This is a genomic window from Pantoea sp. X-Soil-TKNS-1211, from assembly GCF_059730495.1.
Genome location: NZ_AP035953.1, coordinates 3,652,697 through 3,673,907, shown reverse-complemented (window position 1 = coordinate 3,673,907; position 21,211 = coordinate 3,652,697). Strand labels below are relative to the sequence as shown.

Genomic DNA, 21,211 nt, shown 5'->3' with positions numbered 1-21,211 from the left:
CAGCTTTTGACCGCTGGCAAATCTCATGCCGCAGAGGGTTAATAACTTTTTATCCTGGTGCCAAATCTAAACAGGCCGCTTGGTTTTGTTATAGTTTTATCGATCCCCACTGTTTATTTCTGTTTTCACCACTTCCTTTTACAGTTGTGCTCCCTCCCTTCTGTTGTAGCGAAGTAAGCAATGTTTGGATTAGATGCCTTTCACCTGGCAAGGATACAGTTCGCGTTTACTGTCTCCTTTCATATTATTTTTCCGGCTATCACCATCGGTCTCGCCAGCTTCCTGGCGGTGCTGGAAGGTCTGTGGCTAACATCCCGTAATGAGACCTGGCGCGATCTCTACCATTTCTGGTCCAAAGTTTTTGCCGTCAATTTCGGTATGGGCGTGGTCTCTGGCCTGGTGATGGCGTATCAGTTTGGTACGAACTGGAGCGGCTTCTCGCAGTTTGCGGGTAGCATCACCGGTCCGCTGTTGACCTATGAAGTCTTGACCGCCTTCTTCCTTGAAGCGGGTTTTCTCGGTGTGATGCTGTTTGGCTGGAATCGCGTTGGATCAGGCCTGCACTTCTTTGCCACCTGCATGGTTGCGTTGGGCACCCTCATCTCCACCTTCTGGATTCTGGCGTCCAACAGTTGGATGCATACGCCGCAGGGGTACATCATTCAGAACGGTGTCGTGGTACCGCAGGATTGGCTGAAAATCATTTTCAACCCCTCGTTCCCGTACCGCTTGCTGCATATGTCGACGGCGGCGTTCCTCGCCAGCGCCTTCTTTGTGGGTGCCTCGGCGGCCTGGCATCTGCTGAAAGGTAATGACAATCCGGCGATTCGTAAGATGTTTTCTATGGCGCTGTGGATGGCGCTGATCGTGTCGCCGATTCAGGCGATGATCGGTGACGCACACGGCCTGAATACGCTTGAGCATCAACCCGCGAAAATCGCCGCGATTGAGGGGCACTGGGAAAATCCGCCGGGTGAAGCCACGCCGCTGATCCTGTTCGGTATCCCGGATATGGAGCAGGAGCGCACCAAATATGCGCTGGAGATCCCGTACCTTGGCAGCCTGATTCTGACCCACAGCCTCGACAAACAGGTTCCGGCGCTGAAGTCGTTCCCGAAAGCAGATCGGCCAAATTCCACCGTGGTGTTCTGGTCGTTCCGGGTGATGGTGGCGCTGGGCTTGCTGATGATCACCCTTGGCGTGGTCAGCCTGTGGCTGCGTTTCAAAGGCCGCCTGTATACGTCGCGTCCGTTCCTGTGGTTTGCGCTGCTGATGGGGCCATCCGGTCTGCTGGCGCTGCTGGCGGGCTGGTTCACTACGGAAATTGGCCGTCAGCCGTGGGTGGTGTATGGCGTGCAGCGCACCATTGATGCGGTATCTGCCCATGGCGATCTGCATATGAGTATCAGCTTGCTGGCGTTTATCCTGGTGTACAGCTCAGTGTTTGGTGTGGGTTATGTCTACATGATGCGTCTGATTAAGCAGGGGCCGAAAGTCGGTGAAGGTCACGATGTGAATCCAGGAGGTCCGGGTCAGAGCAACACCCCGGCTCGTCCACTGTCTGCTGTTTCTCATCATGAAGGAAGCCGATAAATGATTGATTTTTCTATTATCTGGTTTGCGATCATCGTTTTCGCCATTCTGATGTATATCGTGATGGATGGCTTTGATCTCGGCATTGGCCTGCTGTTCCTGTTCAACAAAGATGCGGTTGAACGCGACATCATGGTCAATACCGTTGCCCCGGTTTGGGACGGTAACGAAACCTGGTTGATCCTCGGCGGTGCCGGGTTGTTCGGGGCGTTCCCGCTGGCCTACTCGGTGATTGCTGATGCCTTGACCATCCCGCTAACGGTGATGCTGATTGGCCTGATTTTCCGTGGCGTCGCGTTCGAGTTCCGGTTTAAAGCGACTGAATCGCACCGCCCGTTCTGGGACAAAGCCTTTATCGGTGGTTCGTTTCTCGCCACCTTCAGCCAGGGGGTGTCTGTTGGTGCCATTATCAACGGCTTCCCGGTGAGTGGCCGTACCTTCGTCGGTGGCACCATGGACTGGCTGGCACCGTTCCCGCTGTTCTGCGGTGTCGGTCTGGTGGTAGCGTATGCGCTGCTGGGCTGTACCTGGTTGATTATGAAAACCGAACATGACCTGCATCGTAAGATGTCAGCGCTGGCAACGCCGCTGGTGATCACGTTGTTGGTGATTGTCGGCATTATCAGCCTGTGGACGCCGTTCGGCCATGAAGCCATTGCACAGCGCTGGTTCACCCGTCCGAACCTGTTCTGGTTCCTGCCGGTTCCGGTGCTGGTGCTGGTGTGTGCCTGGGGCATTGTGCGGGGCATCAAACGTGAAGCACATTACAGCCCATTCCTGCTGACTTTGCTGCTTGTTTTCCTCGGTTTTTCCGGCCTCGGGATTAGCGTGTGGCCGTATATCATTCCGCCTTCTATCACCATCTGGCAGGCGGCATCTCCCGCGATCAGCCAGGCGTTTATGTTGGTGGGTGGGCTGCTGATTATCCCGGTGATCCTGATGTATACCTTCTGGAGTTACTACGTATTCCGGGGAAAAGTGAAAGCCAACGAAGGATATCATTGATATGTCAGAACACACTGAAGTGAAAGCGCCACTCTGGAAACGGGTGATGTGGCTGGTGATTATTTACGGCGCAAGCGTGCTGGCACTGGGTGTGGTGGCATCGTTGTTTCGTATGATGATGACGGCGGCGGGTATGCGTTCGCATTGATCAATAACCACAATTGAGCGTAGCGGCGCGATAAATTGCGCAATTTCGTGCGCGATGTGAGAAAAAAACGCGCGATGAATCGCGCCGCTACGTGATTTGTGAGTTGTGTTGTTATTCATTGCTGGAGAAAATATTAGCGAACTAAGCAATTAATGCTTTTCCCGTTACGCTTTCTTTACTCTTCCTTACATTCATAATACGTTTTTGTTATATTTATGTGACCGATAACGCAAATTCTGCGTCTCCATTTCCTTTCGATCATCACAGAAAATGCTTAGCCTGACTCTGAAAAAACAGTACATCAACGATTTGGTGGACTGGATTGAAGCGAACCTGACCGACGAACTCAACATCGATCTGATTAGCCTGAAATCCGGTTATTCCAAATGGCACATGCAGCGCATGTTCAAAGAAATGACCGGGCAAACGCTGGCGTCATATACCCGCAAGCGTCGTCTGACCATGTCGGCGATGGCGCTGCGCCTGACACGTATGCCGTTGATTGATATCGCCGTGCGTTTTGGTTTTGATAACCAACAGAATTTCACCCGCGTGTTTAAAAACCATTTCTCGCTGACGCCGGGCGCTTATCGCCGTATCCCGGAACTCCAGTTGAAGGATTTCCACAGCCGCATTCCCACGCAGCATCGCTGGGTTGACGTGCGGCTGGCAGAAAAGCCTGAACTGCGCCTGTGTGGTGAAGTGATTGAATGGGAATGCCGTTTCGGTGAATACATCCACGACCATGGTGACGTCGTGGCGCAGCATGCGCGAGAATTTGTGGCCTTTGCCGGAAAGCATGTGAATAAAGGCTGGCTCGGTTTTCAGTTCAGTCCGGGGGAAGGTTCTGCCGATCAGCAACATATCAGCCTGTTTCAGGCGCTGGAAAGCCAGCATGGCGATGTCCTGCCGAACAATGCAGTCAACTGGACCGGTGAAAGTGGCTTGTATGCCGAAATTGACTGGCAGGGGCCGCCGGAGCAGATCAACGCTTTTACCGCCGATATGTATTACATCCATTTGCCTGCGTTGGGTGTCGCTCGCCGTGAGGGCAAGGATCTGCTGCGTTTGGATCTGCAAAACAGCACCCCAGATTTATTAACCGGCACCTTCTTCATTCCTGTTAGTGCCGGATAATGCATAATTCGTGCGGTGATCTGTGATAAACCGCACGATTTTATAAATTACTTCCCATAAGCGGCGTAAAATTCTCCATCGAAACCTGATCCTCCGCGTAAAACCCTGACGCTGCCGAATCAGGCTGCATAATCACCTGCACTCCTGGTCCATCCGGACCACTAAAGAGAAGAAAAATGATGCGACTTTTATCGTTGTTCCTTGTGACAGCGCTGACCGCGTTTTCGGCCATTGCCGGCGCTCAGCTCTCTGAACCGTTCTCACCGCCAGCCGGTTTGCATCCGCACCAGACCTGCCAGCAGCATGAGATTTCCGGCGATAACCCGTTACCGCAGAACAATGGCGGCATGCTGGAGTGTGGTCACAACGACGCACTGCAAAACTAAGTTTGCAGCGTCTGACGTTCAGCCCGCCGCGCCAGTAAACTGGCACGGATAAACGCCACAATAAACACCAGGGCAAATAACACCACAATGGTGGGCGCAGGTGCGCTATCCAGATAAAACGACAGATACACCCCGCTGAGCGAAACCAGCACCGCCACCGTTACCGCCACCATCAACGCGTGTGAAAAGCGTTGGGTCAGCAGCAGGGCAATTGCCCCCGGTGCAATCAGCAGCGACACCGACAAAATTATCCCTACCGCCTTCATGGTAGCGACAATGGTCAGCGCCACCATACACAGCAGGCCGTAATGCAACCAGCCGGTGCGTAATCCGCTGGCCTGGGCTTGCTGTTGATCGAAGCAGAACAGCAAAAAATCTCGCCATTTCACCGCCATAATCAGCAAAATTACCAGCGCGATGATTGTGGTTTGCACCATGTCGGCAAGGGTAATGCCCAACATGTCGCCAAACAGGATGTGGTCCAGATGGACCTCCGGTTTGGTGGCGATATACAAAATCAGCCCAACCGCGAACATCCCGGAGAAGACGATGCCCATCACCGTATCCTGCTTGATGCGGCTGTTGTCCTTCAGATAACCGCTGGCGACAGCGCAAAATACCCCGGCAACAAAAGCCCCCAACGCCAGTGGCAGGCCGAGTATCCATGCCAGCACAATACCGGGGAACACCGCGTGACTCATGGCATCACCCATCAAGGCCCAGCCTTTCAGCACCAGAAATACCGATAACAACGCGCAGGGAATCGCCACCACCAGCGCAATCAACAGCGCCTGATTCATAAAGGCAAACTGGAAAGGTTCCAGCAGCAGCGTCAACATGGGACATCCTCCTGATGCGCGCGGGCGCGGCGGCGTTGCGCCAGCAACCCCTGTTGCGGAGCAAAGACAAATGCCAGCAAAAACAGCAGCGTTTGCGCCACTACGATGATGCCGCCAGTGGCACCATCAAGGTAATAACTGGCCCAGGCACCGAGGAAACTGGTAACGCTGCCGATAGCGACGGCGATAGCCAGCAGGCGTGGAAAGCGATCGGTCAGTAGCCAGGCGGTGGCCCCTGGCGTGACGACCAGGCAAATCACCAGAAATGCGCCGACGGTTTGCAGTGCTGCCACGGTTGAGAGCGCCAGCAGGGTGAAAAACAGCAGTTTCAGCCGCTGCGGATTCAGGCCGATGGCGCGCGCATGGTTCTCATCAAAAAAGGTCACCAGCAAATCTTTCCATTTGAAAAACAACACACAAATGGAGACTGCGCCAATCAGCGTCAGTTGCAGGATGTCGGCGGGGGCGATGGCGAGAATGTTACCTAAAACAATGGTTTGGATATTCACTGCCGTGGGGTTTAGCGACACCATAAACAACCCGAGGCCAAAGAACGAGGAGAAAATCAGGCCGATAATCGCATCTTCTTTTAAACGGGTGCGTTGATTGAGAAACAACATGCTGCCCGCCGCCAGTCCTCCCGAGAGAAAGGCACCGAGGGCAAACGGCAAACCCAGCATATACGCGCCCGCGACACCGGGCACAATTGAGTGCGATAGCGCATCGCCAATCAGCGACCAGCCTTTCAGCATCAAATAACAGGAGAGAAAGGCGCATAAGCCGCCGACCAGCGCCGACACCCACATGGCGTTCAGCATATATTGGTAGGTGAAAGGTTCCAGTAGCCATTGCATGGTCAGACCCTCTCGCTGCCCGGAGGCAGATGTGACACAAACGGGCGTTCATCATCGGTGATGATGCGGTCTTCCGAGCCGTTCAGCACCACATGGCGCAGCACCCCGCTGAAGGCGCGTTCGAGATTTTCCGCTGTGAAGGTGGTAGCGGTGGGGCCGCTTGCCAGCACCGTGCCTTTCACCATTACCGTGTAATCACAAAACTCAGTGACAGAACCGAGGTTATGGGTTGAGACCAGCATGGTTTTACCCTCGTCACGTAGCTCGCCCAGTAGGCTGATGATTTTGGCCTCGGTCTGCACATCCACCCCGGTGAAGGGTTCATCCAGCAGGATGACTTCCCCTTGCTGCGCAATGGCACGCGCCAGAAATACCCGCTTTTTCTGGCCGCCAGACAGCTCGCCAATCTGGCGCTGGCGAAAGGCCAGCATATCAACACGTTCCAGGGCGGCATTGACGATGGCGTGGTCGTGCTCTTTGGCGATACGCAGCATCCCCATGTGGCCGTAGCGTCCCATCATCACCACGTCTTCAACCAGTACCGGAAAAGACCAGTCAACCTCTTCTGCCTGTGGCACATAGGCGACCAGATTGCGCCGCAGCGCCTGGCGCGTAGGCATGCCGAGAATGCGGATTTCCCCCTGTGCCAGGCGCACAAAGCCCATCACCGCCTTAAACAGCGTCGATTTGCCGGAGCCGTTAACCCCGACCAATGCGGCAATCGAGCCGCCCGGTACGCTGAAATTGGCTTCACGCAGCGCGGTATGCCCGTTACGGTAAGTAACGCTGACCCCGGAAGCGGTAATAGCTGGCACCTTTGTCATGGATTACTCCTTCAAACCGTCTTTGATACCCTGCACCAGGGTGCGGGTGGTGACGTTGAGCAGGTCGAGATAGGTCGGCACCGGGCCGTCAGGGCCACTCAGTGAGTCGACATACAACACGCCGCCGTAATGTGCACCGGTTTCGCGTGCCACCTGACGTGCCGCTTTATCTGATACCGTGCTTTCACTGAACACTGCGGGGATCTGATCCGCACGCACGCGGTCAATCACCCGACGTACCTGCTGCGGTGTGCCTTGCGAATCGGCATTGATTGGCCACAGATAGAGTTCTTTCAGCCCCAGGTCGCGTGCCAGATAGGAAAATGCGCCTTCACTCGACACCAGCCAGCGTTTATTTTCTGGCAGCTGTGCCACCTGCTGACGCAACGGTTGCAGCGTATCCGTGATTTTCTGTTTGTAGGCGGCGGCGTTGCGCTGATAGATCGCCGCATTGTCTGGATCGTACTTCACCAGCGCGTCGCGAATATTATCGACATAAATCAGCGCATTATCGGGTGACATCCAGGCGTGAGGATTGGGTTTGCCGTTGTACGGGCCTTCGGTGATGCCCATCGGTGTCACGCCCTGGGTGACTATAACTTCGGGCACATCTTTTAAGTGCTGATAAAAACGGCGGAACCATAATTCGAGATTCATGCCGTTGGCGAGAATCAGCTGCGCACCCTGGGCGCGTTTGATATCACCCGGTGTCGGTTGATATTCATGAATTTCTGCCCCCGGTTTGGTGATCGAACTCACCTCTGCGGCATCCCCGGCGACGTTTTTCGCCATATCAGCAATCACGGTAAAGGTGGTGATTACCTTCAGTTTCTCGCTGGCGTAAGCGCCGGGGTTGAACAGCGTGCTCAGCAGCGTGCCGAGCAGTATTCCTTTCATCATTTTCATCGTCAGTCCCGAAGTGAGTGAAAAGCGATCTGATATAGCAATTGCTATACTTTATAGCAGTTGCTAATCAAATGAGAAAGGTCTGCTGTGTAAAGCTGTGTATGTAGCATCCTGCGCGATAAATCGCGCCGCTACAAAAGAGTGCCCGTTGGTAGCGGCGCGATTTATCGCGCAGGTGGGATACATCCGGAATAGCATTTTTCGGCATTGCGCTTAAGATATATCATAACTATTCTGTCCGGCGTCAGATGAGAATGAGTTTCGCTTTCATATTTGATTCATGCGCGGGCTTCTGACGCCCGATGCGAGGCAAAATAATGGAAAAAAAACCTGAATCGACCAGCGCAGTGCTGGCCCAGACCTACCACTCGATTTCGCTGGCGGCGGCGCGCACCGTTATCTCGGCAGCGCTGGCTACTGCCGCACAGCATGGCTGGCATATCAGCGTGGCGGTGGTGGATCGAGCCGGCGAGTTGGTCAGTCTCGACCGCAGCGATGCGGCGATTGGCATCAGCCCGAGTGTGGCGCAGGGTAAAGCGCGTACTGCTGCGTTATTGCGCGCCCCTTCGAAAGAGTTTGAAAGCTTTATCAACAGCGGCAGCCCCAGCTTTCTCGCTACACCGGGCGTGACGCCGCTGGAAGGTGGCATTCCGCTGTGGCTGCATGGCGAGGTGATCGGTGCGGTTGGCGTGAGTGGTGCGCACGGCGCAAACGATTCGTTGGTGGCGGAACTGGCGGCTGAAGCGCTGGCCGCATTCTAAGGAGCAGGGAATGGCATCATTACAGGGTAAACATCTGGTGGTGATTGGCGGCAGCTCCGGCATCGGCTTGCAGGTGGCGCAACTGGCGGCAGCGCAGGGCGTACAACTGACGATTCTCGGTCGCAACGCTGAACGCCTGGCACAGGCGCAAGCCACACTGACGCAGCAGGGCGCTCAGGTGGCGACGCTGACGGTGGATGCGCACGATCATGACGCACTGCGCAGTGCGTTTAAACAGCTCGACGCGTTCGATCATCTGGTCTCGATGGTCGGCGATGCGATGGGCGGCGGATTTCTCAGCGCCGACATGGCGTTGATTGAGAAAGTGATTTACTCGAAATTCCTCACCAATGTGTTGATTGGCAAACTGGCGGCAGAAAAAGTGCAGGCGGGTGGTTCCCTGACCTTCACCGCCGGAACGGGTGGCCGTGCTCAGGATGCCTGCGCCAGTTATGTTGGCAATCAGGGCATTGTGTCGCTGGCGCAGGGGCTGGCAGTGGAGCTGGCACCCAAAGCACGCGTCAACTGTGTTGCCCCCACCTGGACAGTGACACCGTTCTGGCGGCAGCAGGCAGCGGAGCAGGTGGAACAAATTCGCCAGCACTTTGCGGAGCTAATTCCGCTAGGGCGTACCGCAGAAATTGACGAGCTCGCCAGTACTTATTTGTTCTTAATACAAAATGACTTTATTACCGGACAACAAATCGCGGTGGACGGCGGCATTATGCTCGGCTGATCCTCGCAGGGAGATATAACTTGAGAAAACAGACCTCTTCGGGTAATCCGCGCGCGCCGCGTCGCGTGCGCAATGAACTGCGTTTCCGCCACCTCACTGTGGCGAGCAAAACCCGCATCGCCGGGCAATTTTGGCGTATCGTCTTTACCGGCAGCGATTTGGCCGGTTTTAACTCGCCCTCTTATGATGACCACATCAAAGTGTTCTTCCCGGAACCGGGCAGCGTGTTGGCCTTGCCGACCATGACCGACGAAGGCGTGGTATGGCCAGCTGGAGTGCGTCCGGCCGCGCGTGATTACACCCCGCTGGAGTTCAACGGCGTCGATTCGCTGACCCTCGACTTCTATATTCATGATGGCGGCGTCGCCAGCAGTTGGGCCAACGATGCACAGCCGGGCGACCAGCTGGCGATGGGTGGCCCGCGCGGTTCCTGTGTGGTACCGGTTGATTATGACTGCCAGGTTTATGTCTTTGATGAGACCGGCCTGCCAGCAATCAAACGCCGTCTGGCGGAAGTGGCGGCGCAGGAAGTTCATCTGCTGGCGTTTGTCGATGAAGCCACCGGGCGTGATTATCTGGGCGATCTCGACGGCGTGAATATCAGCTGGCTGGGCAGCGGCACCATGCAGAGTGACAACCTCGGCGCGCTGATTGCTAAGCTGGATAAGATTTCGATCCCCAGCGAGGAATACTTTATCTGGCTGACCGGCGAAGGCGAGGCGGTGAAACTGCTGAGCGATTACTTCACCCAACGCCGTGGTGCGGATACCGATTTTGTCCGCGCCGTCGCCTACTGGCATCAGAAATAACCGACACTTGCCCGTCCAGTTGCCGCCTGTGTTGAATTTTGCCAGGCGGCAGACTACTATCAACCTCCCTTAACCGACCCCTCAGGCAGGCAATGAAACAGCATCGCGATTCTCCCTGGCACGGCGACCACGCCCAGCGTGCATTTTGTGCAGGCGCACGTAAAAAGCGTCGGGAGCGTATGCTTGATGCCAGCGATATCCGCCTGTTAATGCTGCACTTTCTCGCCCAAAGCAATGCTCACGGCTACGAGCTGATCAAATCGGTTGAAGAACTCTCCAAAGGGGAATACTCCCCCAGTCCCGGCATTATCTATCCCAATCTGACTCTGCTGGAAGAAACCGATGCCATTCGCGTGGTGGATGCGCAGGAGTCGCGTAAGGCCTACACGCTGAACGATAGCGGTCGCGCGTTGCTGGCAGAAAACCGTGAAAATGTGGATGCCATCATTGGCCGTTTAACCTCGCTGGCTATTCTGGTGAATAATCGCAGCATTCCGGCGGTGGAGCAGGCGATTCACAATATTAAATTCACGTTAAATCATCGTCTGGCGCAGGAAAATATTTCTGAAGAAGCGTTGGATATTGTGATCGCGGCATTGAATGAAGCTGCGGAAAAAATCGCAAAGAGTTGATCTGAATCATTTTTATCCCGTAATTTGTTGCAACATTGTTTTATTTAAATAAACAAATAAAAACAAACCTGTAGCATAAATATCATCCAAACCAAAAAGGTTTGGGGGATAAATATAAACGGTAGTTTTTCCCGCCATTATTCAGCGCTACTTTCCCCTCATCGCATTCACTCTGAAGCGTTAAGGGAGAAGAATATGTCTGAAACAAAAAAACAACCGGTACATGATCTGCGTTCGGCTATCGCGCTGCTGCAAAGCCTGAAAGGCGAATTCGTCAGTACCGATACTGAAGTCGATCCGCATGCGGAACTCTCCGGCGTGTACCGCTATGTCGGTGCCGGTGGCACCTGTGAACGTCCGACGCGCAAAGGCCCGGCGATGATGTTCAACAAGGTCAAAGGTTTTCCTGATGTACGCGTAGTCACCGGTTTGATGTCTACCCGTGAACGTGTCGGTCATCTGCTGGATTGCGCGCCGGAAAAACTCGGTTTTCTGTTGAAAGATTCCGTCCATCACGCAGTTGCGCCGGTGGTGATCAGCGAAAAACCTCAGTGTCAGGAAGTGGTGCACTACGCAGAAGACCCGAATTTCGATCTGCGTACCCTATTGCCCGCGCCGACTAACACCGAAGAAGATGCCGGTCCTTACTTCACCATGGGGATGTGCTACGCCTCCGACCCGGAAACCCACGAATCGGATATCACCATCCACCGTCTGTGTATCCAGAGCCGTGACGAACTGTCGATGTGGCTGACCCCAGGCCGTCATATTGATGCCTTCCGTGAGAAAGCCGAAAAAGCCGGTAAACCGCTGCCGATCTCCATCAGCATTGGTGTTGACCCGGCAATCGAAATCGCCGCCTGCTTTGAGCCGCCCACTACGCCGCTGGGCTTTAACGAGCTGAGCATTGCCGGTGCATTGCGCGGCAAACCGGTTGAACTGGCACCCTGTGTCAGCATCAACGAAAAAGCCATTGCGCATGCTGAAATCGTGATTGAAGGCGAACTGCTGCCCAATGTGCGGGTGCGTGAAGATCAGAACACCAACACCGGTAAAGCGATGCCGGAATTCCCGGGTTACACCGGCGAAGCGAAAGCCGAGCTGCCGGTCATCAAGGTGAAAGCGGTAACCCATCGTAAACATCCGATTCTGCAAACCACGCTTGGCCCGAGCGGTGAACACGTCAGCATGGCGGGTATCCCGACTGAAGCCAGTATTCTCGATATGCTGGAACGTGCGATGCCGGGCCGTGTGGTGAACGTCAATGCGCACACATCAGGTGGCGGCAAACTGCTGGCGGTGATCCAGTTCAGAAAATCTTCCCCGGTGGATGAAGGTCGTCAACGTCAGGCCGCCCTGATTGCTTTCGCGGCTTTCTCGGAACTGAAGCACGTCATTCTGGTGGATGACGACGTGGATGTGTTCGACACCGATGACATCCTGTGGGCGATGCAGACGCGCTTCCAGGGTGATGTTGATATCGCCACCATCGCCGGGGTGCGTTGCCATCCGCTTGATCCATCGCAGGATCCTGCCTACAGCGCCAGCATTACCCAGCAAGGCATGACCACCAAAACCATCTTTGACTGCACCGTTCCGTGGCATCTGAAAGCCCACTTCGAGCGTTCTAAGTTCAAAAAAGTAGATGTAAAACGTTTCCTTCCCGATTTTGAGTAAGTGAGGTTGTAGTGAGCAGAAGGCGCATTATCGTCGGCATTAGTGGCGCATCCGGTTTTCAGTACGGCATGAAGGCGCTGCAACTGCTGCGCGATCAGGATATTGAGGTGCATCTGGTGGTGACCAAAGGCGCAGAAGTGACGCGTGCCATGGAAACCGCATGGCAGCGGCAGGAAATCACCGATTTGGCAGACGAGGTGCACAGCATCAGCAATCTTGGTGCCTCGATCTCCAGCGGCTCGTTCAAAACCCTCGGCATGCTAATTGCGCCCTGCTCAATGAACTCGCTGGCGTCCATCGCGCATGGTCTGACCGGCAATCTGCTGACCCGTGCAGCGGATGTGATCCTGAAAGAGCGGCGTCGGCTGGTACTGATGGTACGTGAGACGCCGCTCAATCTGGTACACATCCGCAATATGGCAGCAGTAACGGAAATGGGCGGGATCGTTTACCCGCCGGTTCCGGCCTTTTACCAGAAGCCACAATCCGTGGATGAAATGGTACATCACAGCGTATCGCGCGCCCTCGACCTGTTTGATCTCGACGTTGGCAACCTGAAACGCTGGGGTGAAAAACATAATGAAGCCTAAGGAGTAAATTATGGTAGTGGGACCCTTTGTCAACGGCAGTGCCGTGCTGATTGGTGGGCTGGCTGGCGCTTTTCTCGGCACCAAAGTGCCGGAACGCTTACGCGTAGCACTGCCGATGACCTTCGGCCTGTCGTCGATGGGCCTCGGGATTGTGTTGATTGGTAAGATTCACAGTTTACCGGCGGTGATTCTGGCGCTGATTATCGGTGCTGCACTCGGTGAATTGGTGTTTTTGGAAGAGAAAATTGGCCGCCTCGGTAATCTGGCAAAAGGGCTGGTTGGGCGTTTCCAGAGCGAACAAACCGAAACCGGTCTGACGGGTGCGGCCTTTACCGAGAAGTACGTGGCGATTCTGGTGCTGTTCTGTGCCAGCGGCACCGGCATTATCGGGGCGATGACCGAAGGGATGACGCACGATCCCAATATCCTGTTTGTTAAATCAATCATGGATATCTTCACCGCCGCGATTTTTGCTACCTTGTTGGGTTATGCGGTGGCCGTGATTGCGGTGCCGCAGCTAATCATTCAACTGGTGCTGGCGTCAGCCGCAGTGCTGATTATGCCGCATACCACGGCGACCATGATGAGTGACTTTACCGCAGCGGGTGGATTTATCATGTTAGCGGCGGGTTTCCGTATCGCCGGAATTAAATCATTCCCGGTGGCGAATATGCTGCCAGCGTTGGTGCTGGTGATGCCGATCAGCCATCTGTGGACGATGTTTATTCATTAAGTGGTATGTCAGCCGCGGTTGGATCGTGGTCAGCCATGTCGGATCAGGCGCGAGGAGGCGCGGAGCATCATGGATCTCAAACGATTGCATTACTTTTGCACAATAGCGGAACAAGGCTCCATCAGTAAGGCCGCGAAGCTATTGAACATCGCACAACCGCCGCTGGGTAAACGTCTCCAGGAACTGGAAGAGGAAATTGGTTCGCCGCTGTTTACCCGAACCCCACGCCGTATGGTGCTCACAGAGGCCGGAACTTTTCTTTATCGTCAGGCATGCGACATTCTGAGCCGGGTTAATCAACTGAAGCGTCAGACCATCACCATCGCCACACGCAAGCAGCGTCGGGTGAATATCGGTATCTCCTACCTGTATCTGCGCTATTTCAACACCATCCTGATGGATTATTACCGTAATCGCCCCGACTGGGATATTAACGTTATCGTGTCCGATTCCAGCCATCTTGAAGCAATGCTGCTGGATAACACGGTCGATATTGCGTTGATGCAAACCCCCGGCGACCGGCAGGCGTGGTTTGTGCGCGAGCTGGAACCGATCGATACCATTGCGGTGATATCCATGCACTACGCCCCAATGCTGGCAGGCAAAGCTTTGCAGTTCGCCGATCTTAGCGGCATTCCGCTGATTCTGTTGCACCGCATCGGTGGGGAAGGGACCTATGAAGTGCTGCGCAGTAAGCTGTTCAGTAGCCTCGATCAGGTGAATATCAGTATCAAGGTTTCAGAACCGCGTCTGGTGCTGGAGATGATGGAGCAGGGGTTTGATGGCGCGGCATTTTTACCGCGCTCGGAGTTTATCCCCAGCGCGCAGGGCAAATATATGGTGTGCCCGCTGGCAGAACCGTTCGCGATTTACCATCCGGCGATTGTCGCGCTGAGCACCGCGCAGGATCGCTTGCTGTGGCCGCTGGAACATGAAGTGGCGTAGCGGCGCGATTGGGTTCGTTAGCTTTTTTTCTTATCCACATGGCCCAACTCACGCTCCGGGAAGCAATAATCTCGCACTCGCTGCTTTAACGCCGCCGCATCAGGAAAGCCGCCTTCCTGCTTGCGTTCCCAAATCAGGTTGCCATCAATGGTGATCTCAAACACGCCACCCGTGCCGGGCTGCAGTGTCACCGAGGCCAAATCATCCGCAAAGGTATGCAGCAACTCCTGTGCCATCCACGCCGACCGCAACAGCCAGTTACACTGGGTGCAGTAATGAATATTCACTGCGGGTTTCTGTGTCATCGCATCGCTCATCTTAATTAATTGATTAGTATTAAGTTAACTATGGTTAACAAATTGTGCTGTCTAAGATACATCTTAGTGTAAATGCTATTGATAATGATTACCACTTACATTACATTCCTGACGAAATCATTTATAACATAAAAAAAGTCTGTAACTTTTTACGGTTTTATATACAAAACCTGTGGTTTTCTGGCGGCAAGCAAGTGAGCGAATACTAACAATTAACCAGGTATTTCGCGTCTATGTCCTCATTATTTTCGGGGTTAACTCACCAGCGTCTTTTTAAAACGGCGATTCTCGCTTCTGCTATTCATGCCGCGTGTGGCTATGCTGCCAGCTCGGCACTGGCCGTCTCGGCGGATAAAACCACCACGGCTGAACCAGTACTTACCGTCACCGCACCGAAGATCGAGAAACAAGCAGGCAGCAAAAGCACCATCACCGCCGCCGATATGCAGCGTGATGGCGGCAACGACTTCGGTACCATCATGCGCTATGAACCCGGCGTCACCGCCACCGGTGCCAGCGGCGGCTCCTCATCCGGCAAAAGCGGTTTTGACCGCGCAGGCTACACCGGTTACAACATCCGAGGTCTGGAAAGCAACCGTGTAGATATCAACGTCGATGGCGTCTCTCTGCCAGATGCCACCGGTCGTAGCTATGTCAGCCGCGCCGGTTTAGATACCTTTGGTATTGGTCGTGACTATATCGATCCTTACATGTTTGGCCGTGTGGATATCGATAAAGGCGCAACCTCGGTCGAACAGCCGAATACCGCCATCGGTGGGGCGGTATCGTTCCGCAACAAAAGCGCGGATGACTATCTGCATCCGGGTAAAACCACCTATTTCGGCTACCAGAGCGATTATGACTCTTCTAACCGTAGCTGGCACAACGGCATCACCGCCGCTGCTGGCGATCAGGATCTGCGCGGCATCTTCGTGCTGAGCCGTCGCGACGGTCAGGAAACCCAGAACAACAGCGGCACCAAAGATGCTTACCCGGCCAACTGGCACTCCGATGCCCTGCTGGGCAGCGTGATCTGGGAGCCGAACGATGCGCACAAAATTACCGGTACGGCTGATTTCTACCACAAAACCAACCATACCCATTACGACAGCTGGGATACGTCGGGCAACACCGTGTGGGGCACCGCACAGCAGCAGAGCGATACACGCCGCTGGGGTCTGAGCCTGGCCGACGAATACACGCCGTATAACGATTTTATCGACAGCCTGTCCAGCCGCATTTACTGGCAGCACACCGAAGCGCATGACAACACTTACATGCCTTCCAGCGCTACCGCCTATCAAACCGTCTATTCGGACTACAACACCGACAGCTTCGGTTTTGATACGCACATGGCGAAAAATATCGGTCGCCATGAGATCACCGCCGGTCTGAATGGCCAGTTGGAAAAAACCGAACGTCCGTTCCGTCAATCGCCCACGCCAAGCGTCTACAGCGTGATCATGCAGCCGGATGCTGACAGCCGGAGCTACACGCTGGGCGGTTTCGTACAGGATAAGATCAACTTCGACCTTGATAGCCACAACTTCGCCATTGTTCCCGGCGTACGCGTAGCTTATCAGAACACCAAGCCACGCAATCTCTCCAGCCTGACCAGCGGCAGCACCGCACTGAGCGAGTCAGAAGTGGAGGCCCTGTACGGCTCAGGCAACAGCGATACTCAGGTGCTGCCATCGCTGGCACTCCAGTATGACCTGACACCGAACCTGATGACCTACCTGCAATACAAACGTGGTGCGCAGTTCCCGAACGCCAGCCAGCTGTATGGCTCCTGGAACCTCGGCTCCAGCTATGCCGGTAGCGCGCAGTATGCGTTGATTGGTAACCCGGATCTGAAAACCGAAACCAGCAATAACTTTGAATGGGGTCTGAAAGGACAACCGACCGAAGGCGTGACGATGAATACCGCGTTGTACTACAACGCCTACAAAAACTTCATTGCTTACAACCGCTACACCCGTGCTGGTAACCCGGAGAAATTCACCAACGTTCCGAGCAACATTTACACCACCTATCAGGCAGAGAACCGTGACAAAGCCTATATCTATGGTGCTGAGCTGAGCGGGGCGGTGAACTTCGGCACCTGGTTCGAAGACGTACAGGGTCTGAGCGCACGCTTTGCCTTCAGCTATAACGAAGGTAAGTCGAAGTCCAGCTACCTCGGCGACCGTTACGTCGATCTGGAAAGCGTACCACCAATGAAGGCGGTGCTGGGTCTGGCGTGGGATGCTCCGCAGAAAGAGTACGGCGCAGCGGTCACGGCAACCTTCGTGAAGGGTAAAAAAGCTACGGCAACCAACCGCCAGAGCTACACCAACACCGGCACAGCCATTACCGATTCCACCACCGAATACATGCGTGTACCGGGCTATGGCATGGTGGATATGACTGCGTACTGGCAGGTGATGAAGAACGTCAAGCTGAGCGGTGGCGTGTATAACATCACCGACCGTAAATACTGGGATTATCTGAGCAGCCGCGATTTGACCAGCGATACCGCACAAGATCGCAACGATATCGCGCTGGCGGTACAACCCGGACGCACCTTCCAGTTGGGTGTGAACGTCGATTTCTAATAAATCACTTCGCCCTGCGGTAACGCAGGGCATTTTCATGGGAGCATGCGCAATGAACGAACGTTACGAACACTATCTGGCCCTGAAAGGCGAACATCCGAAAAAATACGCCCGCGATCTGGCGGCGTTGATGGGCATTGGCGAAGCGCAGTTGTGTGAAGCGCGCCTCGGCCACGATGTAAAGGCCCTGAAAACCGATTTCCCGGCGCTGCTGGCCGCCCTTGAAGCGGTGGGCGAAACCAAAAGCATCACCCGTAACGAATACGCGGTGCATGAGCAGGTAGGAAAATATGAAAACCTGCACCTCGGCGAACATGCTGGACTGATCCTCAACCCGCGCGCACTGGATCAGCGTCTGTTTCCCCAGCAGTGGCATAGCGCCTTCTTCCTGCAAGAAATGACTGCGCGTGGTGAACGTCAAAGCATCCAGATTTTTGACAGGCACGGTGACGCGGTGCTGAAAATCTATACCACCGACAACACCGACATCGCCGCCTGGGATGCGTTGATTGCCCAATTCACCACCGACGACCACGCCGCACTGGAACTCACACCGGCCAGCGGCCCGCAGCACAGCACCATTGTTGATGCCAGCGCGATTGAAACCGAATGGCGTGCCATGACCGATGTGCACCAATTCTTCGGTTTGCTGAAGCGCCATAACATTTCGCGTCAGCAGGCATTCCGCGCGGTAGCGGACGATCTGGCCTGGCAGGTTAGCAATGACTCACTGGCACAGTTGCTGAATCAGGCGCAGCAAGATGGCAACGAAATCATGATCTTTGTCGGCAACCGTGGCTGCACACAAATCTTCACCGGTGCGGTAGAAAAACTGATGCCGATGGACAACTGGATCAACATCTTCAACCCGGCATTCACGCTACATCTGCTGGCGGATCACATCAGTGAAAGTTGGGTGACGCGTAAGCAGAGCGGCGATGGCTTCGTTACCAGCCTTGAACTGTTCGCCGCTGATGGCACGCAGATCGCGCAACTTTACGGCCAGCGCAGCGAAGGTACGCCGGAGCAGGCGCGCTGGCGTGAACAGCTGGCGTTGCTCACCACCCCAGGAGCTGCCGCATGAAACGTCTGACCCTGTTGTTGCTGACCGCGCTGGCGTTGCCGGCGCTGGCAGAGGAACGCGTGGTTTCCATTGGCGGAGATGTCACGCAAATCGTTTACGCGCTGGATGCCCAGCAGGATCTGGTGGCGCGCGACAGCACCAGCCAGCAGCCTGCCCAGGTGAATAAGCTGCCGAATATCGGTTATATGCGTCAGCTGAATGCGGAAGGCATTCTGGCACTGAAACCGACGCTGGTGCTGAGTAGCGAACTGGCAAAACCGTCGCTGGTGCTGCAACAGGTGGAACAGGCGGGGGTAAAGGTGGTGGAAGTCACCGGCAAAAACAGCATCGACGCAATCCCGGAAAAGATCGCTACCATCGGCAAAGCGCTGCATCGTGAAGAGGCTGCCAAAGCGCTGACCGAGAAAGTGCAGAAGCAACTGGCGCAACTGCCGAGTCAGCCGCTGCCGGTGAAGGTGCTGTTTATCATGGCGCACAGCGGCATGAACACCCTGGCGGCGGGATCGCAGACTGGGGCTGATGGCGCGATTCGCAGCGCCGGTCTGGTGAATGCGATGGCTGCCGTGCCGCATTATCAGCCGCTGTCGCAGGAAGGCGTGGTGGCTGCCGCGCCGGATCTGGTGGTGGTCGGCAAGGATGGACTGCGTACTCTCGGTGGTGAAGAGAAAGTCTGGTCGCTGCCGGGCCTGGCGTTAACGCCAGCCGGGCAGCATCACGCGTTGCTGGTGGTGGATGAGATGGCGCTGCTGAGCTTTGGCCTCGACACGCCGGATGCCATCGTCAGGCTACGTCACGCAGCCGAAGCGGCAAAGCATGACTAGCGTTGCGGTACTGCGCTGGCTCAGCCTGATGTCCATCAGCACGGTGATTTGTATGCTGATGGCCGCCAATTTTGGCGCGATGCCGTTGTCGTTCCGTACCCTGTGGCACGCACCGCTCAGCGATATGGTGTGGCAGATCTGGCTGAATATCCGTCTGCCGCGCGTGTTGCTGGCGGTACTGCTCGGCATGGCGCTGGCGGTGTCCGGTGCGGTGATGCAAGGACTTTTCCGCAACCCGCTGGCCGATCCGGGCTTGCTGGGTATCAGCAGCGGAGCCGGTCTGGCAGTGGCGCTGGCAATTATCGTGCCGGTGGCTCTGCCGCCGATCCTCGCCCTGTGGCTACCCATGTTGGCGGCCTTTGTTGGCAGCCTGGTGGTGACGTTGCTGATCTTCAGCTTTAGCCGTCTGGCCTTGGGCAATCTATCACGTCTGCTGTTGGTGGGCATCGCCATCAATGCGTTGTGCGGGGCGGTGGTGGGGGTGCTGTCGTGGATCAGTAATGATCAACAGCTGCGCCAGCTGGCGCTGTGGGGCATGGGTAGCCTCAGCTCGGCACAGTGGCCGAGTCTGACGGTGTGTACGCTATTGATTTTACCGGCTTTGATCGCTATCCAGACCCGTGCACGTCGTCTTAACCTGCTGCAACTCGGTGAAGAAGATGCGCATTACATGGGGATCGATGTGAAGCGCACCCAGCGTCAGTTGCTGGTACTTAGCGCCTTACTGGTCGGCACGGCGGTCTCGGTGAGTGGAATCATCGGCTTTGTCGGGTTGGTGGTGCCGCATGTGATGCGTTTCTGCCTTGGCAGCGATCATCGCTGGATGTTACCGGGATCGGCGCTGGCAGGGGCGATCCTGTTGCTGCTGGCGGATACCCTGGCGCGTACGGTGGTGATCCCGGCAGAAATGCCGGTAGGTCTGTTAACCAGCCTGATTGGCGGTCCGTGGTTTCTCTGGCTGATCCTGCGCCAGCAGAGGGGGATAAATGAGTGATCGGATGCAGGCACGCGGTCTGCACTTTAGTCACGGCGATCGGGCGCTGATTGATAATGTTTCAGTGACGCTGGAGCCGGGCGAAATGGTGGCGTTGATCGGCCCAAATGGTGCCGGGAAATCCACGTTGCTGCGTCTGCTGACCGGTTTTCTCACACCGGAAGTCGGTGACTGCTGGCTGGGCGATACTCCGTTGGCGAATTGGCCGCGTGAACCATTGGCCCAGCGGCGTGCAGTGATGCGCCAGCAAAACAGCATGACCTTCCCGATGCCAGCTAAAGATGTGGTGGCGATGGGACGTGCTCCCTGGCCGACTGCGGGATCGCAAGCGGTGATTGAGGAAGTTATGCATATCACCGGTAGTCTGGAGCTGGCGCGACGTGATTATCGTTCGCTGTCTGGCGGCGAGCAGCAACGCGTGCAGCTGGCGCGGGTGCTGGCACAGCTGTGGCATGAGGATGGCCCGCGTGGCTGGCTGTTCCTGGATGAGCCTACTTCGGCACTGGATCTGTTCTGGCAGCAGCACAGCCTGCGCCTGCTGCACCGCTTAACGCGCAATGGTCGGTTTAGCGTGTGTACCGTATTGCACGATCTCAATCTGGCGTCGTTATGGTCGGATCGTATTCTGCTGTTACATCAGGGAACGCTGGTGGCAGAGGGGGCACCGCAGGATGTGATGACCGAGCAGACGCTGACGCGATGGTATCAGGCGGAGCTGGATGTGGTGCGGCAGGTGGAACAGGGCAGGCCGCAGATTCAGCTGCGGGCCTGAATAACATTTGCGCGATAAATCGCGCCGCTACGGTTGCATGCGATTTATCGC

23 protein-coding genes are annotated in these 21,211 nt (G+C 55.5%); 18 read left to right on the top strand and 5 right to left on the bottom strand.

Features of this window, described 5'->3' with window-relative positions:
* The first annotated feature begins 180 nt into the window (after nt 1-180).
* The 5 genes from AC6I8W_RS17285 to AC6I8W_RS17265 all read left to right on the top strand — a co-directional run bounded on the left by AC6I8W_RS17285 (nt 181) and on the right by AC6I8W_RS17265 (nt 4,269).
* Nucleotides 181-1,593 carry a cytochrome ubiquinol oxidase subunit I gene (locus tag AC6I8W_RS17285; protein WP_497835995.1) on the top strand — a complete coding sequence of 471 codons (1,413 nt, stop codon included), beginning with the start codon at nt 181-183 and terminating at the stop codon, nt 1,591-1,593.
* Nucleotides 1,594-2,598 carry a cytochrome d ubiquinol oxidase subunit II gene (cydB, locus tag AC6I8W_RS17280; RefSeq protein WP_497835994.1) on the top strand — a complete coding sequence of 335 codons (1,005 nt, stop codon included), beginning with the start codon at nt 1,594-1,596 and terminating at the stop codon, nt 2,596-2,598.
* 1 nt (nt 2,599) lies between these two features.
* On the top strand, nt 2,600-2,746 hold the full coding sequence (locus AC6I8W_RS17275; protein ID WP_497835993.1) for a DUF2474 domain-containing protein: 147 nt from the start codon (nt 2,600-2,602) through the stop codon (nt 2,744-2,746).
* Between the two features lie 270 nt (nt 2,747-3,016).
* A complete protein-coding gene (locus tag AC6I8W_RS17270) occupies nt 3,017-3,883 on the top strand; it encodes a helix-turn-helix domain-containing protein (protein WP_497835992.1) in 867 nt (288 codons plus the stop codon).
* Nucleotides 3,884-4,059: 176 nt separating this feature from the next.
* Nucleotides 4,060-4,269 (top strand): hypothetical protein, encoded by a 210-nt coding sequence (locus AC6I8W_RS17265; RefSeq protein ID WP_497835991.1) that lies wholly within the window; start codon nt 4,060-4,062, stop codon nt 4,267-4,269.
* Here AC6I8W_RS17265 and AC6I8W_RS17260 read toward each other — a convergent pair.
* Genes AC6I8W_RS17260 through AC6I8W_RS17245 form a run of 4 tightly spaced genes read right to left on the bottom strand, consistent with a single transcriptional unit; the run spans nt 4,266 to nt 7,692 of the window.
* The gene (locus AC6I8W_RS17260; RefSeq protein ID WP_497835990.1) at nt 4,266-5,108 is read right to left on the bottom strand and encodes a metal ABC transporter permease; all 843 of its coding nucleotides are present in this window, start codon (nt 5,106-5,108) and stop codon (nt 4,266-4,268) included. The two genes, AC6I8W_RS17265 and AC6I8W_RS17260, sit on opposite strands and share 4 nt — an antisense overlap.
* Nucleotides 5,102-5,962, bottom strand: a complete 861-nt coding sequence (sitC, locus tag AC6I8W_RS17255) for an iron/manganese ABC transporter permease subunit SitC (protein WP_497835989.1) — start codon at nt 5,960-5,962, stop codon at nt 5,102-5,104. The genes AC6I8W_RS17260 and sitC overlap by 7 nt, the downstream gene beginning before the upstream one ends.
* A gap of 2 nt (nt 5,963-5,964) precedes the next feature.
* Complete coding sequence (locus AC6I8W_RS17250) at nt 5,965-6,786, bottom strand: manganese/iron ABC transporter ATP-binding protein (protein ID WP_497835988.1); 822 nt, start codon at nt 6,784-6,786, stop codon at nt 5,965-5,967.
* A 3-nt stretch (nt 6,787-6,789) separates the two neighbouring features.
* Nucleotides 6,790-7,692, bottom strand: coding sequence for a metal ABC transporter substrate-binding protein (locus AC6I8W_RS17245; protein WP_497835987.1), 903 nt, complete (start codon nt 7,690-7,692; stop codon nt 6,790-6,792).
* 317 nt (nt 7,693-8,009) lie between these two features.
* On the opposite strand from AC6I8W_RS17245, the gene AC6I8W_RS17240 reads away from it, so the two are divergent.
* The 8 genes from AC6I8W_RS17240 to AC6I8W_RS17205 all read left to right on the top strand — a co-directional run bounded on the left by AC6I8W_RS17240 (nt 8,010) and on the right by AC6I8W_RS17205 (nt 14,575).
* Nucleotides 8,010-8,453 (top strand): GlcG/HbpS family heme-binding protein, encoded by a 444-nt coding sequence (locus AC6I8W_RS17240; protein WP_013510411.1) that lies wholly within the window; start codon nt 8,010-8,012, stop codon nt 8,451-8,453.
* Between the two features lie 10 nt (nt 8,454-8,463).
* Nucleotides 8,464-9,189: an SDR family NAD(P)-dependent oxidoreductase gene (locus AC6I8W_RS17235; RefSeq protein WP_497835986.1), complete on the top strand. Its 726-nt coding sequence runs from the start codon at nt 8,464-8,466 to the stop codon at nt 9,187-9,189.
* A gap of 20 nt (nt 9,190-9,209) precedes the next feature.
* Nucleotides 9,210-9,998 carry a siderophore-interacting protein gene (locus AC6I8W_RS17230; protein WP_497835985.1) on the top strand — a complete coding sequence of 263 codons (789 nt, stop codon included), beginning with the start codon at nt 9,210-9,212 and terminating at the stop codon, nt 9,996-9,998.
* Between the two features lie 92 nt (nt 9,999-10,090).
* Complete coding sequence (locus AC6I8W_RS17225) at nt 10,091-10,630, top strand: PadR family transcriptional regulator (RefSeq protein WP_497835984.1); 540 nt, start codon at nt 10,091-10,093, stop codon at nt 10,628-10,630.
* Nucleotides 10,631-10,825: 195 nt separating this feature from the next.
* A complete protein-coding gene (locus AC6I8W_RS17220; protein ID WP_497835983.1) occupies nt 10,826-12,307 on the top strand; it encodes a UbiD family decarboxylase in 1,482 nt (493 codons plus the stop codon).
* An 11-nt stretch (nt 12,308-12,318) separates the two neighbouring features.
* Nucleotides 12,319-12,897 carry a UbiX family flavin prenyltransferase gene (locus AC6I8W_RS17215; protein WP_497835982.1) on the top strand — a complete coding sequence of 193 codons (579 nt, stop codon included), beginning with the start codon at nt 12,319-12,321 and terminating at the stop codon, nt 12,895-12,897.
* A gap of 10 nt (nt 12,898-12,907) precedes the next feature.
* On the top strand, nt 12,908-13,630 hold the full coding sequence (locus AC6I8W_RS17210; RefSeq protein WP_497835981.1) for a DUF554 domain-containing protein: 723 nt from the start codon (nt 12,908-12,910) through the stop codon (nt 13,628-13,630).
* A gap of 69 nt (nt 13,631-13,699) precedes the next feature.
* Nucleotides 13,700-14,575, top strand: coding sequence for a LysR family transcriptional regulator (locus AC6I8W_RS17205; protein ID WP_497835980.1), 876 nt, complete (start codon nt 13,700-13,702; stop codon nt 14,573-14,575).
* Nucleotides 14,576-14,592: 17 nt separating this feature from the next.
* On the opposite strand, the gene AC6I8W_RS17200 is transcribed toward AC6I8W_RS17205, so the two are convergent.
* Nucleotides 14,593-14,880 carry an Rdx family protein gene (locus AC6I8W_RS17200; protein ID WP_497835979.1) on the bottom strand — a complete coding sequence of 96 codons (288 nt, stop codon included), beginning with the start codon at nt 14,878-14,880 and terminating at the stop codon, nt 14,593-14,595.
* Nucleotides 14,881-15,125: 245 nt separating this feature from the next.
* Between AC6I8W_RS17200 and AC6I8W_RS17195 the strand changes: the two genes are divergently transcribed.
* From AC6I8W_RS17195 to AC6I8W_RS17175, 5 genes are read left to right on the top strand one after another with little or no spacing between them, the layout of a single operon-like run.
* A complete protein-coding gene (locus AC6I8W_RS17195; RefSeq protein ID WP_497835978.1) occupies nt 15,126-17,489 on the top strand; it encodes a TonB-dependent hemoglobin/transferrin/lactoferrin family receptor in 2,364 nt (787 codons plus the stop codon).
* Nucleotides 17,490-17,541: 52 nt separating this feature from the next.
* A complete protein-coding gene (locus AC6I8W_RS17190) occupies nt 17,542-18,573 on the top strand; it encodes a hemin-degrading factor (protein ID WP_497835977.1) in 1,032 nt (343 codons plus the stop codon).
* Nucleotides 18,570-19,394, top strand: a complete 825-nt coding sequence (locus tag AC6I8W_RS17185) for a heme/hemin ABC transporter substrate-binding protein (protein ID WP_497835976.1) — start codon at nt 18,570-18,572, stop codon at nt 19,392-19,394. Before AC6I8W_RS17190 ends, AC6I8W_RS17185 begins: the two co-directional genes overlap by 4 nt.
* A complete protein-coding gene (locus AC6I8W_RS17180) occupies nt 19,387-20,388 on the top strand; it encodes a FecCD family ABC transporter permease (protein WP_497835975.1) in 1,002 nt (333 codons plus the stop codon). The genes AC6I8W_RS17185 and AC6I8W_RS17180 overlap by 8 nt, the downstream gene beginning before the upstream one ends.
* A complete protein-coding gene (locus AC6I8W_RS17175) occupies nt 20,381-21,160 on the top strand; it encodes a heme ABC transporter ATP-binding protein (RefSeq protein WP_497835974.1) in 780 nt (259 codons plus the stop codon). The genes AC6I8W_RS17180 and AC6I8W_RS17175 overlap by 8 nt, the downstream gene beginning before the upstream one ends.
* Nucleotides 21,161-21,211: the final 51 nt, after the last annotated feature.

Bases quoted from the DNA above. Each gene is read 5' to 3' on its own strand.
- AC6I8W_RS17220 (WP_497835983.1), top strand. From the start codon at position 10,826: ATGTCTGAAACAAAAAAACAACCGGTACATGATCTGCGTTCGGCTATC.
- AC6I8W_RS17245 (WP_497835987.1), bottom strand. From the start codon at position 7,692: ATGAAAATGATGAAAGGAATACTGCTCGGCACGCTGCTGAGCACGCTG.
- AC6I8W_RS17185 (WP_497835976.1), top strand. From the start codon at position 18,570: ATGAAACGTCTGACCCTGTTGTTGCTGACCGCGCTGGCGTTGCCGGCG.
- AC6I8W_RS17175 (WP_497835974.1), top strand. From the start codon at position 20,381: ATGAGTGATCGGATGCAGGCACGCGGTCTGCACTTTAGTCACGGCGAT.
- AC6I8W_RS17275 (WP_497835993.1), top strand. From the start codon at position 2,600: ATGTCAGAACACACTGAAGTGAAAGCGCCACTCTGGAAACGGGTGATG.
- AC6I8W_RS17250 (WP_497835988.1), bottom strand. From the start codon at position 6,786: ATGACAAAGGTGCCAGCTATTACCGCTTCCGGGGTCAGCGTTACTTAC.
- AC6I8W_RS17260 (WP_497835990.1), bottom strand. From the start codon at position 5,108: ATGTTGACGCTGCTGCTGGAACCTTTCCAGTTTGCCTTTATGAATCAG.
- AC6I8W_RS17205 (WP_497835980.1), top strand. From the start codon at position 13,700: ATGGATCTCAAACGATTGCATTACTTTTGCACAATAGCGGAACAAGGC.
- AC6I8W_RS17180 (WP_497835975.1), top strand. From the start codon at position 19,387: ATGACTAGCGTTGCGGTACTGCGCTGGCTCAGCCTGATGTCCATCAGC.
- sitC (WP_497835989.1), bottom strand. From the start codon at position 5,962: ATGCAATGGCTACTGGAACCTTTCACCTACCAATATATGCTGAACGCC.
- AC6I8W_RS17225 (WP_497835984.1), top strand. From the start codon at position 10,091: ATGAAACAGCATCGCGATTCTCCCTGGCACGGCGACCACGCCCAGCGT.
- AC6I8W_RS17210 (WP_497835981.1), top strand. From the start codon at position 12,908: ATGGTAGTGGGACCCTTTGTCAACGGCAGTGCCGTGCTGATTGGTGGG.
- AC6I8W_RS17265 (WP_497835991.1), top strand. From the start codon at position 4,060: ATGATGCGACTTTTATCGTTGTTCCTTGTGACAGCGCTGACCGCGTTT.
- AC6I8W_RS17235 (WP_497835986.1), top strand. From the start codon at position 8,464: ATGGCATCATTACAGGGTAAACATCTGGTGGTGATTGGCGGCAGCTCC.
- AC6I8W_RS17200 (WP_497835979.1), bottom strand. From the start codon at position 14,880: ATGACACAGAAACCCGCAGTGAATATTCATTACTGCACCCAGTGTAAC.
- cydB (WP_497835994.1), top strand. From the start codon at position 1,594: ATGATTGATTTTTCTATTATCTGGTTTGCGATCATCGTTTTCGCCATT.
- AC6I8W_RS17190 (WP_497835977.1), top strand. From the start codon at position 17,542: ATGAACGAACGTTACGAACACTATCTGGCCCTGAAAGGCGAACATCCG.
- AC6I8W_RS17285 (WP_497835995.1), top strand. From the start codon at position 181: ATGTTTGGATTAGATGCCTTTCACCTGGCAAGGATACAGTTCGCGTTT.
- AC6I8W_RS17240 (WP_013510411.1), top strand. From the start codon at position 8,010: ATGGAAAAAAAACCTGAATCGACCAGCGCAGTGCTGGCCCAGACCTAC.
- AC6I8W_RS17195 (WP_497835978.1), top strand. From the start codon at position 15,126: ATGTCCTCATTATTTTCGGGGTTAACTCACCAGCGTCTTTTTAAAACG.
- AC6I8W_RS17270 (WP_497835992.1), top strand. From the start codon at position 3,017: ATGCTTAGCCTGACTCTGAAAAAACAGTACATCAACGATTTGGTGGAC.